The following is a 20,164-nucleotide window of genomic DNA, read 5'->3' as shown; positions in this document are numbered from 1 at the left end:
GCACGGCGGCGGCGTAAGCGGCGGCGCACGTCCGGCATCACCGTATGGCGATGGAAGCGATTGGATGAAGCACATGGTTCTCGAATTGACACCGGCACAGCAGGACATCTATCTGGAGGGGCAGCTCTTCGGGAAGGTGGTGAACAACATCGGGGGCTATCAGGTCTATCGCGGCGAGCTGGATCTTGGCCGTTTTCGGCAGGCACGCACTCGTCTGTTGCAGGAAAACGATGCCTATCGCCTGCGTTTCCGCGAAGTCGGGGGCCGTTGCACGCCGTTTCTCAGCGACGTGTGCCAGACCGAACTGCGCATCGTGGATGTTGCCACCGCGGCGGCTGCGCTGGCCTGGATCGAGGAACGCATGGCGACGGCGTTCGGCGACATCGCATCGAACGTATTCGAAGATGCGCTGCTGCGGCTGGCATCCGGCGAGCACTGGTATTTCTCCAAAGCCCATCATCTCATCATGGATGGCTGGGGATTCGCCCTGCAGATGCGTCGCTTTCTTGGGATGTACGCGGACCTGGGCGAGACCGCTCCTGAGGTGGCGCTCGGCCGCCCACCCTGCTCCTTCCTCGATCACATGCTGCGCCAATCCGGCTATCGCGGCAGCCCGCAGTATCTGCGCAGCCGCGAACATTGGCTTTCGCGCCACACTGGCACAAGGGATGCGCTGTTCCCGCTTTTGCATGCGCCGGCAGCAATTGGCAGCAAGCGTGTCAGTGCAGTCCTGGATGCGGCCTTGCTCACCTCGCTGCGGCAACTGGCCGCCGACGCGAAGGCCGATCTGGTCGCGGTGATGCATGCAGCGCTGTACCTCTATTTTTCCAGGTCGTACCAGCGCACCGATCTCGTCATCGGCTCGCCTGTGCACAACCGACGCAATGCGGATGACAAGGACACCATCGGCTCCATCGTCAACGTCAACATGCATCGGTTCGCCGCGCAGCCCTGCATCTCCTTCATCCAGCTGGTCGAATACGTGGCCTCGGTGCTGCGGCAGGACTATCGCCATGGCCGCTTCCCGCTCGGCGACCTGGTCAGGGCACTTCGCGAAAAGCACGGCACCAGCGACGATCTCCCATACGAAATCGCCTTCAACTATCAGAAGTTGGATTTCGATTTCCAGATCCATGGCGAGCCGGTGGAAACGCATTACCTGTCGCACTCGCAGGAGCGTGTCCCACTGACCTTCGTGCTTTGCGACTATGGAAACCAGGACGTGCGGCTGCATCTGGACTATGCGCTCGGCCATTTCGGCGAGACCGACGCGCAGGCCGTGCTCGACAGGCTCGTGCACGTCCTGCACCAGGTCGCTGCCGATGGCAGACAGCAGGTCGCTGCGTACCGGCTCCTGCTCGCGGAGGAATCGCAGGATCAGTTCAGCGTCTGGCAAGGCGCCGACGTCGCGTTGCGCCCGGACGCGTGCATCCACGATTTCTTCGAAGAGCAGGCCGAGCGTACACCCGACGCCGTCGCCGTGGCGTGTGGCTATTCCACGCTCACTTATGCCGAACTCAACCGCAGGGCCAACCTGCTGGCCGCCCGGCTGATCGAGCAAGGCGCCGGCCCTCGGCACATGGTGGGTGTGTGCCATGGCAGATCGCTGGAACTGGTGGTCGCGTTGCTCGCCGTGCTGAAGTCCGGCTCTGCCTATGTCCCGATCGACCCTGCCTATCCACCATCGCGGATACACCACATTCTCGACGATGCGCGCCCAGCGATCCTGCTCGCCGACGCGGTGGGTGCCCAAGCCCTGGGTGATGTCGGTGGGTCAGCCATCCGTACGGACCTCCCTTGCGCCAAGGCCGCACAGGATGAGCGTGCAGCGGTGAATCCGGCGCGCGCGACAACCGGGCTGTCCGCGCGGGAAGTCGCCTACGTCATCTACACCTCCGGCTCGACAGGGCGACCCAAGGGCGTCCTGATCGAGCATCGCAACGCCGCCGCGTTCATCCAATGGGCGCTCGCGCACTATTCGGCCAGCGAGTTGTCCGCGGTGCTCGCTGCAACATCGATCTGCTTCGACCTGTCGGTATTCGAACTCTTCGTGCCGCTCGCCATCGGCGGCCGCGTCGTCCTGGCAGAAAACGTGCTGGCGCTCAGGGACCAGAAGTTCGACGGCGTCTCGCTGATCAATACGGTTCCATCGGCGATCCGAGCACTGCTCGATGCCGCAGCCATTCCCACCTCTGTGCGCTGCCTCAACCTGGCCGGGGAACTGTTGCAGCAGGAGTTGGTGGACGCGCTTTATATGCAGCTTGCGGCAGTGAAGGTCTACGACCTCTACGGCCCCTCCGAAAGCACGACCTATTCCACCGTCTGCCTGCGCAGCAAAGGCGGGGACGCCTCCATTGGAAGGCCTATCCACAACACCCAGGTCTACGTCCTGGACGAGGCAGGCGATCCGCTTCCGACCGGCATGGTCGGCGAACTCCATATCGCCGGTGCCGGTCTGGCCAGGGGCTATCTGAACCAACCCGCGCCCACCGCGGAGCGGTTCGTATTCAACCCCCACGCGCAAACTCGGGTCTATCGGACCGGCGACCTGGCGCGCTGGACCAGCGATGGCCGCCTGCAGTACAGAGGACGCAAGGACAATCAGGAGAAGATCCGCGGCTATCGGGTCGAGCCAGGGGAAGTCGAGGCATGCCTGCTGGAGCACCCCGCGGTCACCGAATGCGCCGTGGTCGGCCACGGCACGGCGGGGGTCGCCGAAGGCCGGATCCTGCTGGCCTATGTCGTCGTGGCGCCGGCAGGCGAGGACAAAGCAGATCCCGCCATGCCCGAGATTCTGGACGATCTCGCCAGGTTCCTGACCATGCGCCTGCCGGCACATATGCTGCCATCGCGCTTCATTCCGCTCTCCGCGCTGCCGTTGACCCCCAACGGCAAGGTGGACCGCAAGGCATTGCCTGCGCCAGGCTCCGCACCACGCGGCGCGGCTGCCGACGCGTCACCCCGCAATGACACCGAACACCGTCTGACCATGCTGTGGCAGGAGACGCTGCAGCAACAAGGCATCGGCATTCACGAGAACTTTCTTTCGAGAGGCGGCGACTCCTTGCTGCTGCTCAAGCTTGCCTCGTCCATCGAACGCGAATTCGCGCTGCGCGTCGACCTGCCGCTGCTGTTCTCCAACACCACGATCGCCGCACAAGGCCGCTTGCTGATCCAGCAACTGGAACTGGAGCGCGTGCGCCACGCGACATGCGATCTGCGGGAAGCGTCATCGGACACCTTCATCGATCTTTGAGCGCAGAACGGACTATCAAGCCATGGTGTTGGACGTCGTCAAGCAAAGCAAGCCGCAAATCGCGCTCGCCAGCGCGATCAGCATCGCTGCCGGCGCAGCCAACATCTGGCTGTTGGCCCTGGTTGGCCGCGACATGCGCGCCGCCGTCGCCGCGCCGGACGCAATCGCAGAATTTGCCGGCGCATTGGTATTGATGGTCGGGTTCGGCCTGGTTTCTCAGGTGGCGCTGTCGCGACTCAGCGCCAACATGCTGCATGGCCTCCGTCACAAGCTGGTGCAGGCCATCAGCCACCTATCGGTTCGCAGAATCGAGGCCATCGGGCGCCACCGGCTGTACGCCGCGCTCACCCGCGACGTCCCTGCGTTGCACGACTTCCTCGTCGCGCTGCCCAACTACGTGTTCAACATCACCGTGGTGCTGGCGTGCCTGGTCTATCTCGCCGTCATCTCATCCCGCCTGTTCCTGGTCTTCTTCGTACTCCTCCTCATCGGCCTCTACGTGGCCAAGGTCGTCATCGCCGACCGGGCGGAGGCGCGCTTCCAGTTGCGCCGCAAGGTGGAGAACGATCTGTTCAAGTGCTACGAAGCGGTCATCGACGGCAGCAAGGAACTCAAGCTGAACCCGGACCGGGAGGGCTGGTTGATCCGGGATGAGCTGGAGGGATTCGCCCAAAAATACAAGGACGCCACCAAGACCGCGGAGTTGTTTCTCAACATCTCCAACAGCTGGGCGACCGCGATCATCTTCATCGGGGTCGGCACGCTTCTGTTCCTGTCCTCGCACATCGGCGTGCCGGACCGCGAACCGGTGGTGACCTTCGTGCTGACCATTTTCTATATCGTCGGCCCGCTCACGGTCCTCATCAATTCGTTCCGCACCGTGCATGCCGCCAAGGCGGCCATCGCGCACCTGCATGCGCTCAGACTCGATGCCACGGATACCGCCTCCTCCTCACCTTTGGCGATGGAGCCGTTTCAGTCGCTGTCGGCGAAAGGACTGTTTTTCCGCCATGACAATCCGGACGGAGAATGTCCCGGGTTCAATGTCGGCCCGCTGGACCTGGACATCGCGCGTGGCGAGATCGTCTATTTCGTCGGCGGCAACGGAAGCGGCAAGACCACCGCGGCGAAGCTGCTGACCGGATTGTACGAGCGCCATGCCGGCGAAGTGCTGATCAATGGCGTGCAGTTGGCAGACCAGCGGGCGCACTTCCAGTATTTTTCTGCGATTTTCCAGGATTACTACCTGTTCGAAACGCTGGTGGCGAAGCACGGCAAGGAGATTGAGCCCGAGCAGGTGCGAGACTGGCTGGACAGGCTGCATCTCTCCGACAAGGTCAGCGTCGAGCACGGACGCCTGTCCACCACCAGGCTGTCCTATGGCCAGCGTAAGCGCCTGGCCCTGCTGATTGCCTACTTCGAGCAGTCGGAGATCTACGTCTTCGACGAGTGGGCCGCGGACCAGGATGTGGAGTTTCGCGAGTTCTTCTACGGCACCTTCCTGCCCGGGCTGAAGAAGCTGGGCAAGACCTCGATCGTGGTCAGTCACGACGAGCGTTACTTCCATCTCGCCGACAAGGTGCTGAAGTTCGACAACGGCGTGATCGCGTCCACCACCCAAAACACTCCGAGCGATGCCTGTTGCGTGGAACGCGACAGCCCCCCAGGCAGCCGCCAGCCCGCCATGAACCCTTTCACTTTGGAACGGACGTCTGCGCGCACATGAACATTCACGATCTCCTGAGCGAATGCGTTCGCAGCGGCATCCGTCTGGCCGAGAACAACGGCGATCTGCGCGTCCACTTCGATGGTCCCACCCCGGATCGCGCACTGCTCGATCTTTTGCGCCGGCACAAGCAGGACATCCTGCAACAACTGGCCAAGTCGGAGACGCGGCATGTCGCGGGCATCCAGGCACTGGCCCCGGAGACGAGGACATCGGCTCCGGCATCCATGGCGCAACGCCGCATGTGGCTGCTCCACATGCTGGAGGAGGCGAATGGCGCATACAACATGGTCGGGGTCTACCGCGTGCGCGGCAGTTTCGATGCCGCGCACATGCAGGCCGCGCTGGATACGCTGGTGGCGCGCCACGAGGCCTTGAGGACCGTCTTTGCCGAGGAAGATGGCGAGGTGCGGCAATGCGTGCAGCCCACAGGGCGCGTGGCATTCGAGCACCTCGATCTCTCCATGGCCACCTCCGATGAGGCCGAGCATGCCCTGCAGCGCTTGCTGCAGCGCGAGAACCGGTGGCGTTTCGACCTTGCCGCCGGACCATTGCTCCGCGCCACCTGCAGCGACCTCGGCAACGGCAACTGGATGCTGCTGCTGAACATCCACCACATCGCCGGGGACGAGTGGTCCATCGGCATTCTGGAGCACGAGATCAGCGCGCTCTATACGGCGCTTTCCGCCGGCACGCCGCCGGCGCTGCCGGCACCGACCCTCCACTACATCGACTACGCAGCATGGAGCAACCAGCAGGCCGAGGGCCCCGATCAGTTGGCGCAGCTCGACTATTGGAAAGCAAAGCTGGCTGATTTGCCGGCGCTGCACAGCCTGCCGCTGGACAAACCGCGGCCTGCAGTCCAGGTCTACGACGGCGGCACCGTCCGCCGGATTCTGCCGCAACGCTGGCTGCAAGCCGCGCAGACGCTATGCCAGGCCAGCAACGCCACGCTTTTCATGTATCTGCATGCGGCACTGGCCACTGTCCTGTCTGCTTACAGCAACGAGGACGACATCACTCTTGGTTTCCCCGTCAGTGGCAGGCAACGCAAGGAACTGGAAACGGTCGTCGGCTTGTTCGTCAACACGCTGGTACTACGCGTGCCAATGCGCGGCGACATGACGTTCGCCGATGCCCTGGCGCTCAGCCGGGAGGCCGTGATCGAAGCGCTGCAGCATCGTGACGTGCCCTTCGACACCCTGGTCGACACCTTGTGCTCGGGGCGCAGCCCCGCCTACACGCCGTTGGTGCAAATTTTCCTGGCGCTGCAAACACAGGAGCGCGCCGGGTTGCGCCTGCCTGGCATCGACGTCGAGGCACTGGACAACCCCGGCGCTCCGGTGAAGTTCGACCTGCAGGTGGACGCCGTTGCGTCGGATGCGGGATTGATCGTGGATTGGCGCTTCAACCGCAGCCTCTTCGAGGATGCCTCGATGGAGCGCATGGCAGACGCGCTGGTCCGCGTGCTCGAGGCAAGCGTACATGCGCCAGACCAGCCGCTGTCCCGCATCGACCTGTTGGCGCCGCAGGAGCGCCAGCTGTTGCTGGAGACCTGGAACCAGACCGCGACCCCCTATCCCGACGATCGCTGCCTCCACCAGCTGTTCGAGGAGCAGGTGCAGCGCAGCCCGCACGCCACGGCCCTGGTCCTGGACACGCACACGCTCAGCTACGCCGCGCTCAACGCACAAGCCAACCAGCTCGCGCACCACCTCATCGCCCAGGGCCTGCGCCCCGATGGCCTGGTCGCCCTGTGCGTGCAGCGCTCCTTCGCCATGGTCGTGGGCCTGCTCGCCATCCTCAAGGCCGGCGGCGCCTACGTGCCGCTGGATCCGGACTATCCCGCCGCACGCCTGCAGCAGATCCTCGACGACGCCGATCCGGCCCTGCTGCTGGTCGATGCCGCCGGCCGCATCGCCCTCGGCGACGGGGCGCTGCCGGGCCGCCACGTGCTGGACCTGGACCACCCGCATCCGGCCTGGCACCAGCAGCCGCAGACCGATCCGGATCCGCATGCCCTCGGCCTGCACGCCCGCCATCTGGCCTACGTCATCTACACCTCCGGGTCCACCGGAACCCCCAAAGGCGCCCAGAACGAGCACCGCGCCCTCGTCAACCGCCTGGTCTGGATGCAGCAGGCCTATCGCCTCGACGCCCGCGATGTCGTCGTGCAGAAGACTCCCTTCGGCTTCGACGTATCGGTCTGGGAGTTCTTCTGGCCACTGCTGAACGGGGCCACCCTGGCCCTGGCGCCGCCGGGGGCGCACAAGGATCCCGATGCCCTGGCCGCACTGTTCGTGCACCACGGCGTTACCACCGCGCATTTCGTGCCCTCCATGCTGGCCCTGTTCCTGCAGACCCCCGGCGTGGAACGCTGCACCACGCTGCGCCACCTGGTCTGTAGCGGCGAGGCCCTGCCCGCCAGCAGCGTGCGCCTGGCCCAACGGCGCCTGCCCTGGACCGCCCTCCACAACCTCTACGGCCCCACCGAAGCGGCGATCGATGTGACCGCCTGGACCTGCCCGCCCGCCTTCGCCGGGGAGAGCGTGCCCATCGGCCGTCCCATCGCCAACACCACGATCTACCTGCTCGACGGCAACGGCCAACCGGTGCCGCTCGGCGCCGTCGGCGAACTGCATATCGGCGGCGTCGGCGTGGCCAGAGGGTATTTGAACCGCCCCCAGCTCACCACCGAGCGCTTCTTCCCCGATCCCTTCGCCGCCGATCCTGAGGCACGTCTGTACCGGACCGGCGATCTGGCGCGCTACCGCGCCGATGGCGCCATCGAGTTCCTCGGCCGCATCGACCACCAGGTCAAGCTGCGCGGCTTCCGCATCGAACTGGGCGAGATCGAGGCGCGCATTGCCGAACATCCGGCCGTGCACAGCACCGTCGTGCTGGCCCTGGGCGAGGCAGCGCACATGCGCCTGGTCGCCTATGTCGTCCCGCGCGAGACGCCCGCCGATGCGCCCAGCGATGCGCCCAGCGATGCGCTGGTCACCACCTTGCGTACGTTCCTGGCCCGGACCCTGCCCGACTACATGGTGCCGGCCGCGTTCGTGTGCCTGCCTGCCCTGCCGCTGAGCGCCAACGGCAAGCTCGACCGCAAGGCCTTGCCCGCGCCGCAGGACGACGCCTTCGCCCGGCATGCCTACGCGCCGCCGCACCCGGGCACCGAGGCCATCCTCGCCGAGGCCTGGTGCCGGTTGCTGGGGCGCGAACGGATCGGCCGCCACGACCAGTTCTTCGCCCTCGGCGGCAACTCCCTGCTCGCCGTGCGCCTGCTTAGCCGCATCGAGGCAGCCTGCGGCGTCCGCCTGTCGCTGGCCGAGGTCTTCGCCCACCCGACGCTGCGCGAACTGGCACACGCCGTCACCCGCCACCAGAGCGGCGCCGCCACGGCGTCGTTGCCGGCCATCGTCCCGGTCCACCACGGCGACACCCTGCCGCTGTCCTTCGCCCAGCAGCGCCTGTGGTTCCTGGCCCAGCTCGAAGGCACCGGCACCGCCTACCACATGCCCGGCGCCCTGCGCCTGCGCGGCGACCTCGATCCGCTCGCCCTGCGCCGTGCCCTGGACGCCCTGCTCCAGCGGCATGCCGCCTTGCGCACCGTCTTCGCCACCAGTGCCGATGGTCAACCGCTGGCGCACCTGCTGCCCGCCGGACAGGCCTTCCCCCTGGTCGAGCACGACCTCGGCCTCCAGCCCGACCAGGCCGCGGCCATCGCCAGGCTCGCCCTCGACGAAGTCCTCGCTCCCTTCGACCTGGCGCGCGGCCCGCTCATCCGCGGTCGCCTGTTGCGCCTGGGACAGGCCGACCACGTGCTGCTGATCACCCAGCACCACATCGTCTCCGATGGCTGGTCGCTGGGCATCCTGATCAACGAACTCGGTGCGCTCTACCGGGCCATGGTCGCCGGCCAGCCCGATCCGCTGCCGCCGCTGGCCGTGCAGTACCCGGACTACGCCGCCTGGCAGCGGCGCTGGTTCACCGCCGAGCGCCTGGGCAAGCAACTGGACTACTGGAGCCGCTGCCTGGCCGATGCGCCGGTCCTGCTCACCCTGCCGACCGACCGGCCACGCCCGGCCACGCCGTCCCATGCCGGCGCCAGCGTGCCGATCGCGCTCGATGCCACGCTGACCTGCGCACTCAAACGCCTCGGCCAACAGCACCAGACCACCCTGTTCATGACCCTGGCCGCCGCCTGGGCCGCCGTGCTGGCGCGCTTGGCCGGCCAGCACGACGTGGTCATCGGCACACCGTCGGCCAACCGCAGCCGGCAGGAGATCGAGCCGTTGGTCGGCTTCTTCGTCAACACCTTGCCGCTGCGCATCGACCTGTCCGGCGAGCCGACCGTCGGTGGCCTGCTCGAACGCGTGCGCGCCGCCGCCCTGGGTGCCCAGGACCACCAGGACGTTCCCTTCGAGCAGATCGTCGAGCGGATCAATCCGCCACGACAGCTGGAGCACGCCCCGCTGTTCCAGGTCCTGTTCGACTGGCAGAACAACGATCCCGGCACGCTCGACCTGCCCGGCCTGCTGGCCGAACCGCTGGCCACGCCCTTCGACCGGATCAAGTTCGACCTGGAGCTCAGCCTGGGCGAGGTTGGCGACGTCATCCAGGGCCACCTCCACTACGCCACCGACCTGTTCGATGCGGCCACCATCGCGCGCCAGGCCGGCTACCTGATGACCCTGCTCGCGGCCATGGTCCAGGCCGACGACCAGCCGCTGTCCCGCATCGACCTGCTGGCACCGCAGGAGCGCCAGCTGTTGCTGGAGACCTGGAACCAGACCACGGCCCCCTATCCCGACGATCGCTGCCTCCACCAACTGTTCGAGGAGCAGGTGCAACGCAGCCCGCATGCCACGGCCCTGGTCCTGGACACGCACACGCTCAGCTACGCCGCGCTCAACGCACAGGCCAACCAGCTCGCGCACCACCTCATCGCCCAGCGCCTGCGCCCCGATGGCCTGGTCGCCCTGTGCGTGCAGCGCTCCTTCGCCATGGTCGTGGGCCTGCTCGCCATCCTCAAGGCCGGCGGCGCCTACGTGCCGCTGGATCCGGACTATCCCGCCGCACGCCTGCAGCAGATCCTCGACGACGCCGATCCGGCCCTGCTGCTGGTCGATGCCGCCGGCCGCATCGCCCTCGGCGACGAGGCGCTGCCGGGCCGCCACGTGCTGGACCTGGATCATCCGCATCCGGCCTGGCACCAGCAGCCGCAGACCGATCCGGATCCGCATGCCCTCGGCCTGCACGCCCGCCATCTGGCCTACGTCATCTACACCTCCGGGTCCACCGGAACCCCCAAGGGCGCCCAGAACGAGCACCGCGCCCTCGTCAACCGCCTGGTCTGGATGCAGCAGGCCTATCGCCTCGACGCCCGCGACGTCGTCGTGCAGAAGACTCCCTTCGGCTTCGACGTATCGGTCTGGGAGTTCTTCTGGCCACTGCTGAACGGGGCCACCCTGGCCCTGGCGCCGCCGGGGGCGCACAAGGATCCCGATGCCCTGGCCGCACTGTTCGTGCAACACGGCGTTACCACCGCGCATTTCGTGCCCTCCATGCTGGCCCTGTTCCTGCAGACCCCCGGCGTGGAACGCTGCACCACGCTGCGCCACCTGGTCTGCAGCGGCGAGGCCCTGCCCGCCAGCAGCGTGCGCCTGGCCCAACGGCGCCTGCCCTGGAGCGCCCTCCACAACCTCTACGGCCCCACCGAAGCGGCGATCGATGTGACCGCCTGGACCTGCCCGCCCGCCTTCGCCGGGGAGAGCGTGCCCATCGGCCGTCCCATCGCCAACACCACGATCTACCTGCTCGACGGCAACGGCCAACCGGTGCCGCTCGGCGCCGTCGGCGAACTGCATATCGGCGGCGTCGGCGTGGCCAGAGGGTATTTGAACCGCCCCCAGCTCACCGCCGAGCGCTTCCTCCCCGATCCCTTCGCCGCCGATCCTGAGGCACGTCTGTACCGGACCGGCGATCTGGCGCGCTACCGCGCCGATGGCGCCATCGAGTTCCTCGGCCGCATCGACCACCAGGTCAAGCTGCGCGGCTTCCGCATCGAACTGGGCGAGATCGAGGCGCGCATTGCCGAACACCCAGCCGTGCACAGCACCGTCGTGCTGGCCCTGGGCGAGGCAGCGCACATGCGCCTGGTCGCCTATGTCGTCCCGCGCGAGACGCCCGCCGATGCGCCCAGCGATGCGCTGGTCACCACCTTGCGTACGTTCCTGGCCCGCACCCTGCCCGACTACATGGTGCCGGCCGCGTTCGTGTGCCTGCCTGCCCTGCCGCTGAGCGCCAACGGCAAGCTCGACCGCAAGGCCTTGCCCGCGCCGCAGGACGACGCCTTCGCCCGGCATGCCTACGCGCCGCCGCACCCGGGCACCGAGGCCATCCTCGCCGAGGCCTGGTGCCGGTTGCTGGGGCGCGAACGGATCGGCCGCCACGACCAGTTCTTCGCCCTCGGCGGCAACTCTCTGCTCGCCGTGCGCCTGCTTAGCCGCATCGAGGCGGCCTGCGGCGTCCGCCTGTCGCTGGCCGAGGTCTTCGCCCACCCGACGCTGCGCGAACTGGCACACGTCGTCACCCGCCACCAGAGCGGCGCCGCCACGGCGTCGTTGCCGGCCATCGTCCCGGTCCACCACGGCGACACCCTGCCGCTGTCCTTCGCCCAGCAGCGCCTGTGGTTCCTGGCCCAGCTCGAAGGCACCGGCACCGCCTACCACATGCCCGGCGCCCTGCGCCTGCGCGGCGACCTCGATCCGCTCGCCCTGCGCCGTGCCCTGGACGCCCTGCTCCAGCGGCATGCCGCCTTGCGCACCGTCTTCGCCACCAGTGCCGATGGTCAACCGCTGGCGCACCTGCTGCCCGCCGGACAGGCCTTCCCCCTGGTCGAGCACGACCTCGGCCTCCAGCCCGACCAGGCCGCGGCCATCGACAGGCTCGCCCTCGACGAAGTCCTCGCTCCCTTCGACCTGGCGCGCGGCCCGCTCATCCGCGGTCGCCTGCTGCGCCTGGGACAGGCCGACCACGTGCTGCTGATCACCCAGCACCACATCGTCTCCGATGGCTGGTCGCTGGGCATCCTGATCAACGAACTCGGTGCGCTCTACCGGGCCATGGTCGCCGGCCAGCCCGATCCGCTGCCGCCGCTGGCCGTGCAGTACCCGGACTACGCCGCCTGGCAGCGGCGCTGGTTCACCGTCGAGCGCCTGGGCAAGCAACTGGACTACTGGAGCCGCTGCCTGGCCGATGCACCGGTCCTGCTCACCCTGCCGACCGACCGGCCACGCCCGGCCACGCCATCCCATGCCGGCGCCAGCGTGCCGATCGCGCTCGATGCCACGCTGACCCGCGCACTCAAACGCCTCGGCCAACAGCACCAGACCACCCTGTTCATGACCCTGGCCGCCGCCTGGGCCGCCGTGCTGGCGCGTCTGGCCGGCCAGCACGACGTGGTCATCGGCACCCCGTCGGCCAACCGCAGCCGGCAGGAGATCGAGCCGCTGGTCGGCTTCTTCGTCAACACCTTGCCGCTGCGCGTCGACCTGTCCGGCGAGCCGACCGTCGGTGGCCTGCTCGAACGCGTGCGCGCCGCCGCCCTGGGTGCCCAGGACCACCAGGACGTTCCCTTCGAGCAGATCGTCGAGCGGATCAATCCGCCACGACAGCTGGAGCACGCCCCGCTGTTCCAGGTCCTGTTCGACTGGCAGAACAACGATCCCGGCACGCTCGACCTGCCCGGCCTGCTGGCCGAACCGCTGGCCACGCCCTTCGACCGGATCAAGTTCGACCTGGAGCTCAGCCTGGGCGAGGTCGGCGACGTCATCCAGGGCCACCTCCACTACGCCACCGACCTGTTCGATGCGGCCACCATCGCGCGCCAGGCCGGCTACCTGATGACCCTGCTCGCGGCCATGGTCCAGGCCGACGACCAGCCGCTGTCCCGCATCGACCTGCTGGCACCGCAGGAGCGCCAGCTGTTGCTGGAGACCTGGAACCAGACCGCGGCCCCCTATCCCGACGATCGCTGCCTCCACCAGCTGTTCGAGGAGCAGGTGCAACGCAGCCCGCATGCCACGGCCCTGGTCCTGGACACGCACACGCTCAGCTACGCCGCGCTCAACGCACAGGCCAACCAGCTCGCGCACCACCTCATCGCCCAGGGCCTGCGCCCCGATGGCCTGGTCGCCCTGTGCGTGCAGCGCTCCTTCGCCATGGTCGTGGGCCTGCTCGCCATCCTCAAGGCCGGCGGCGCCTACGTGCCGCTGGATCCGGACTATCCCGCCGCACGCCTGCAGCAGATCCTCGACGACGCCGATCCGGCCCTGCTGCTGGTCGACGCCGCCGGCCGCATCGCCCTCGGCGACGAGGCGCTGCCGGGCCGCCACGTGCTGGACCTGGACCACCCGCATCCGGCCTGGCACCAGCAGCCGCAGACCGATCCGGATCCGCACGCCCTCGGCCTGCACGCCCGTCATCTGGCCTACGTCATCTACACCTCTGGGTCCACCGGAACTCCCAAGGGCGTAATGATCGAACATGGCTCGGTCTGCAATCAGATCTGGGCACTGAAAAGCCTCTACGGGCTGACTGCGCACGATCGCCTCCTGCAGTTCTCGTCGCCATGCTTCGACGTCTCGGTGGAGGAAATCTTCGGCGCGCTTTGCAGCGGCGCCACGTTGGTGCTGCGGACCGATGCCTGGCTAGCCTCCGCGTCCACGTTCAACGAGCTTTGCACCGCCCATGGCATCACCGCGCTCAGCCTGCCCACCTCGCTCTGGTCGCAGTGGGCCGACGCATGGAGCGAAGCGCGTGCACCGCGGACGCTGCGCCACATCGTCATCGGTGGCGAAGCGACCAGCCGGCACGCGCTGCAGGTCTGGTTCGGCGACGGGGGCGTCAGGCCGACGCTGTTCAACTGCTACGGCCCGACCGAGACGACCGTCAACGCCACCAGCCAGGTGGTACGTGCGCAAGACCCGGCAACGCTCATCGGCCGCCCCGTCGCCAATACCCGCGTCTACATCCTCGACGCGCACGGTCAACTGGTGCCGCCCGGCGCAGTGGGGGAACTGTGCATCGGCGGCGTCGGCGTTGCCCGCGGCTACCTGAACCGTCCGGCGCTCAGCGCCGAACGCTTCCTGCCGGACCCGTTCGTCGCCGATCCCGACGCCCGCCTGTACCGCTCCGGCGACCTGGCGCGCCACCTGCCTGACGGCAGCATCGAATTTCTCGGCCGCAACGACCACCAGGTCAAGCTGCGCGGCTTCCGTATCGAACTGGGCGAGATCGAGGCGCGTCTGGCCGCGCACCCCAACGTGCGCGACAACGTCGTGCTCGCGCGTGGCGAGGGCACAGACAGGCGCCTGGTCGCCTATGTCGTCCCCCGTGCGCACAGCGAACCGGGCAGCAACGACGGCACTTCCGAACTGATCGCGCGACTACGCGCGCACCTGGCCGCCGGCCTGCCCGACTACATGGTGCCAGCCGCGTTCGTCATCCTGCACACATTGCCGCTGACCCCAGGCGGCAAACTCGACCGCAACGCGTTGCCGGCGCCCGACGATGGCGCCTTCGCGCGCCACGACTACGTCCCACCCCGAAGCCAGGCCGAAACGCTGCTGGCCGGCATCTGGCAGGAACTTCTCGCGCTCGATCGCGTCGGCATGCACGACAACTTCTTCGATGTGGGCGGCACCTCGCTGCACATCATCGCGCTGCGGCAGAAGATCCACGACAACATCGGTGTCGACATCTCCATCACCGACCTGTTCGCGCACCCGACCATCGCCAGACTGTCTGAGCACATATCGGTCGGCATACAGCAACCGGCGGCGGTCGGCCCGACGCCGGAGCAGTCCGCCGCCTCCGATCCGGGATGCGCGATCGCGGTGATCGGCATGGCCGGCCGTTTTCCCGGCGCCAGCGACGTCGCGACCTTGTGGGCCAACATCGCCAACGGCGTGGAATCGCTGCGCCGCTTCAGCCGGGAAGAGCTGCTGGATGCCGCAGTGGAACCGGCCCTGCTCGACCATCCCGGGTTCGTGCCGGTGCGAAGCCTGCTGGACAACGTGACCGACTTCGACGCCGACTATTTCGGCTTCACCCCGCGCGAGGCGGAAGTGACCGATCCGCAGCAGCGCATCCTGCTGGAATGCGCGCATGAGGCGTTGGAGACCGCAGGCTACGGCGATGCCCGAAGCGAACGGCCGGTCGGCGTCTTCGTCGGCGTTGGCGAAAACCAATACGTGCTGCAACACCTGCTGCCGCAGCTGGACGCCTTTTCGGCGCTGGGCACCAGCATCGTGCACGCCAACAGCAAGGACTTCGCCGCCACGCGCATCTCTTACAAGCTGAACCTGTCGGGCCCGGCCGTCAACGTCAACACCGCCTGTTCCACCTCACTGGTGGCCGTGCACCTTGCCTGCCGCAGCGTTGCGCAAGGCGAGAGCCGGATGGCGCTTGCCGGTGCGGCCGGCATCGCCGAATTCGGTCCAGGCGGCTATCGATACGAGGAAGGCAACATCAACTCGCCGGACGGCCATTGCCGTGCGTTCGACCGTGACGCGCGGGGAACGCGGGCCGGCAACGGGGCGGGCGTGGTACTGCTCAAGCGGCTGGACCATGCTCTGGCCGATAACGACACCATTCACGCCGTGATCAAAGGATCGGCGGTCAACAACGATGGCGCCGACAAGGTCGGCTACACCGCCCCGAGCGTGATCGGACAGGCGCGGGTCATCCAGCAGGCTCAGCGCAACGCGGACGTATCGCCGGCGAGCATCGGCTACGTGGAAGCGCATGGCACCGGCACCGTGCTGGGCGATCCGATCGAAATGCGCGCACTCAGCCACGCCTTCGCGGGCGAGCCTGCGCAACGCTGCGCGATCGGATCGGTCAAACCCAACATCGGTCACCTGGATACCGCGGCCGGCATGGCCGGCCTGATCAAGACGGTGGAGGCACTCAAGCACGGGCAGTTGCCGCCGAGCATCAACTACCTCCAGCCCAACCCCGAGATCGACTTCGCCGCCAGTCCGTTCTACGTGAATACCAAACTGCGCCCCTGGCCCACGCAGGACGGGCCGCGCCGCGCCGGCGTCAGCGCGTTCGGTATCGGCGGCACCAACGCGCACGTCGTACTGGAGGAAGCGCCGCCGGCGGGGAGCGACTCGGCAACGCGGCCGGCGCAGTTGCTGTTACTGTCGGCACGCAGCGCGGAGGCCTTGCAGGCGGCGAGTACGCGGCTTGCGGACTATCTGCGTAGCGACCAGGCGGCGCCGCTGGCAGATGTTGCCTACACGCTGCAAACCGGCCGCACGGCGCACGCCTGGCGCCGGGCGGTGGTCTGCACGACGGCCGCGGACGCCGCCACAGCGCTAACCTCGGCCCCGGCCGAGGCGACCAACACGTCGGACCCGCATGCTTCGCTGATCTGGATGTTCCCCGGACAGGGAGCGCAGCACGCAGGCATGGCCGGCGAGTTGTACAAGACCGAACCAGTGTTCCGCGAACAACTGGACGCCTGTGCGGAAGAATTGCGTACCGCGCTTGGCCTGGACCTGCGCGAGTTGCTGTATCCACCGCACGAGGCACGCGAGGATGCCAACCGGCAATTGGTCCAGACCTGGCTCGCACAGCCGGCCCTGTTCGCCGTGGAGTACAGCATGGCCCGGCTGCTGCAGTCCTACGGACTCACTCCGGATGCGATGATCGGCCACAGCCTGGGCGAATACGTCGCCGCTTGCCTGGCGGGCGTATTTTCCCTGCAGGATGGATTGAGGCTGGTCGCAACGCGCGGCCGCCTGATGCAGGCAATGGCACCAGGGCGGATGCTATCCGTGCGCGAGGACGAGGAACGCCTGCGGACGAGGCTGTCCGGCTGCGCTGTGGACATCGCCGCAGTCAACGCCAAGGGCAAATGCACGGTGTCCGGCGCCCCCGCCGCCATCGCTGCACTACGTGAAAAGTTGGTCGCCGAGGGCATCGACTGCCGGGAACTGGAAACATCGCACGCCTTCCATTCGGCGATGATGGAGCCGATGCTCGCTGCATGGCGCAAGACGCTGAGCACCGTGTCGATGCATGCGCCGCGCCTCGCCTACGTGTCGAACCTCAGCGGCGGCTTCATTTCCGCTGAGGAAGCGACCGACGTGGAATACTGGGTGCGGCACCTGCGCGGCACGGTCCGCTTCGCCGAAGGCATGGACGTCCTGCTGTCGCCGACCTCGCCACTGAGGAGCCGATGCGTCTTCGTCGAGGTGGGCCCCGGGCAGGCGCTGAGCGGCTTCGCCCGGCAGCGCGTGCATGCAAGCGCGCATACCGTGGTCCCGGCCCTCGGCCACGCCACCACATCGGATCATGACGCCCGATCGCTGCAGCGTTGCATCGGCCAGATCTGGGTGCATGGCGCCGGCGTCATCGACTGGGCCGCCTATCACGCCCCCGCGCGCAGGCGACGCGTGCCGCTGCCGACCTATCCGTTCCAGCGCCGCCGGTTCTGGGTGGATGCCCCCCGTCATGTTGCGCAGGCAGCACCGTCTGCCGACGCGCGCCGTCCGCATCAGCAAGACTGGTTCTACGCTCCGTTGTGGCGGTTACGCGGCAGCAAGGCCAGGCCGGGCAGCGCTCACGCCACGCATCCGCTGACCTGGGTGGTGATGGCCGATCGCGGTGGAATTGGCGAGCGCCTCGTGCAGCAACTGCGTCACGCGGGGCAGCGGACGATCACGGTGTGCAATGGCGATCTATTCGCCCGTCTCGGTCCGGACGACTACGCGATCGTTGCCGACGACCCGCGCCACTATGGTGAACTTGCCGACAACCTGGAACGCGACGGTCTGCGCATCGATCGCCTGGTGCACCTCTGGTCGTTGGACCGCTCCCAGGCGCAGAGCGAACTGCGCGGCTTCGACCTGTTCCTGGCGCAGCAGCGCAACGGCTACTGCAGCCTGGCGTTCGCCATCGCCATCCTGATGGCGCGGCTGCAGGCCGACGACGCGGCGATGCACGTGGTGACGCACGACCTGTTTCGTGTGACCGGCGCGGAACTGCTCGCGCCGCACCATGCACCGATCCTCGGCCTGTGCAAGGTTGCACCGCAAGAACATCCGAACCTGCGCTCGCGACTTATCGATCTCAGTGACCCGTACACGGAAGACCGCAGCGAGGGCGCCCTGTCCGCGGCAAGCGCCAGCCTCTTCGGCGAACTGATGACCGAACGCAACGACAGCGTCGTCGCCTTTCGCAACGGAGCGCGCTGGACGCAAACCTACGAGCCCCGCAAGGTGCCGGACGAGCACCTGCAGCCACGCATCAAACGCGGCGGCGTCTACGTGATCACCGGCGGTCTGGGCAAGGTCGGATACGCGCTCGCCGAACACCTGTCAGCGATGTCCGCCAAGTTGGTACTGATCGTGCGCGACGAATTGCCGCCGCGTTCGCTATGGGCCAACTGGATTGCCGAGCGCAGCCCGAGCGATCCTGTGGTTCCGAAGCTGGGACGGCTGCTCGCGCTCGAGTCCAGGGGCGCGCAGGTCCTCGTCTGCCAGGCCGACGTTACCGACGAGGCACAGATGATCGATGCCTTCGAGCAGGCCGAAATCCGTTTCGGCAACATCGACGGCGTGATCCATTGCGCGGGCCAGGTCCGCGATTCGATGCACTCCCTGGCCGACACGACGCTCGAGCGCAGCCGCGCCCAGTTCCTTCCCAAGGTCAAGGGCACGATGGTGCTGCAGCGCGTGCTGAAACACCGGCACGTAGACTTTTGCGTCCTGATGTCATCGCTGTCGAGCGTGCTGGGCGGCCTGGGCTTTTCGGCATACGCCGCCGCGAACGCCTACATGGACGCCTTTGCCACCGCGCGGCATGCGCAAGGCGACGAGGCATGGCTCAGCATCAACTGGGACGGCTGGCACTTCGCCGGCGAGCCCGCCAAGGAAAACGCCCATGGCGTCGATGGCCGTGAAGGCGCGCAAGCGCTTGTATACGCCCTGTCCTGGTCGGATGTGCCGCAGCTCGTCCATTCGACCGTGGACCTGCAGGCGCGCATGGAGAAGTGGATCGACAAGTCGCCCCAGGACGCGGCGGGCATGCAGCTCTATGTCCGTGGCGGCGGCACCGCCTGCGTCGCGCCGAGCACCACCATCGAGTTCCAGCTCCTGGAGATATGGCAGCAACTACTGGGCATCCAGGACATCGGGGTGCGCGACGCATTCTTCGACCTGGGCGGTGACTCGCTGCTCGCCACGCTGCTGGTAGCCCGCGTCAACAAGGCGTTTAACGTGAACCTACCGATCCGCATCGTCTTCGAGGAGGAGACCATCGAGCGCATCGCGTTAAAGATCGACGATCTCACCAAGCGCCCGCCGCAGGGCAAGCCACTAGCGCTCAAGCGCAGCGGTGAACGTCCCCCCTTGTTCTGCATCCACCCCGGCAGCGGATTCGGGCGCCCGTACATGGCGCTGCTGCGGCACCTTCCCGCGGATCTGCCGGTCTATGCGCTGGAGGCGCGCGGACTGAACGACGACGACACGTTGCCGGAGACGATCACCGACATGTGCGCCGACTATATCGAGCAGATCCAGGTCATCCAGCCCATGGGGCCCTATCACCTGCTCGGCTGGTCGTTCGGCGCCATCGTCGCCCACGCCATGTCGGCCGAAATGCAGAAACGCGGCCTGGCGGTGGCCAAGCTGATCATGATCGACGGCGCACCGCTCTACGACGAGGAGTGGCCGCAGCAGGCCGTCGAAGAGCACCGCCTGGACCTCGAATCGCGCCTTTCCAGCTACAGGGACTACCAGACGGCGTCGGAGGACCTGAAGCAAACCATGATCGCGCGGATGAGCGCCATCCAGAGCAACAACATCCGCCTGGCCTACTACCGCGATCCATCCCCCTTCCATGGAAACGTACTGATGATCATCGCCAAGGACTCCGATCGCCCGGAGAAATACGAATTCTTCAAGAAGTACATCCGCGGGGACGTGACCGAGCTGAAGGTGCCATATCACCACAACATCCTGCTGACCAGCGAAGCCCTGGAAAGCTACGCGCCGGACATCTGCAGATTCCTCGACGCCAATACGTTGCGGCACGAGACCCGGCTGGCGACAGAGGCATAGGAACCACGGGACGAATTCCTGGCGCCCGCGAACGGTGCC

Annotated in this window: 3 protein-coding genes; all 3 read left to right on the top strand. The window is 67.2% G+C overall.

The window, feature by feature from the left end:
- The first annotated feature begins 64 nt into the window (after window positions 1-64).
- From FHR66_RS07470 to FHR66_RS07460, 3 genes are read left to right on the top strand one after another with little or no spacing between them, the layout of a single operon-like run.
- Window positions 65-3,256 (top strand): non-ribosomal peptide synthetase, encoded by a 3,192-nt coding sequence (locus FHR66_RS07470; protein ID WP_167087622.1) that lies wholly within the window; start codon window positions 65-67, stop codon window positions 3,254-3,256.
- A 22-nt stretch (window positions 3,257-3,278) separates the two neighbouring features.
- A complete protein-coding gene (locus FHR66_RS07465; RefSeq protein ID WP_160969564.1) occupies window positions 3,279-4,982 on the top strand; it encodes a cyclic peptide export ABC transporter in 1,704 nt (567 codons plus the stop codon).
- Entirely contained in the window at window positions 4,979-20,125 is a 15,147-nt protein-coding gene (locus FHR66_RS07460; RefSeq protein WP_167087619.1) for a non-ribosomal peptide synthetase/type I polyketide synthase, read from the top strand. The genes FHR66_RS07465 and FHR66_RS07460 overlap by 4 nt, the downstream gene beginning before the upstream one ends.
- Window positions 20,126-20,164: the final 39 nt, after the last annotated feature.

The organism is Xanthomonas sp. F4 (assembly GCF_011761895.1).
This window is presented reverse-complemented; position numbering and strand designations above follow the sequence as displayed.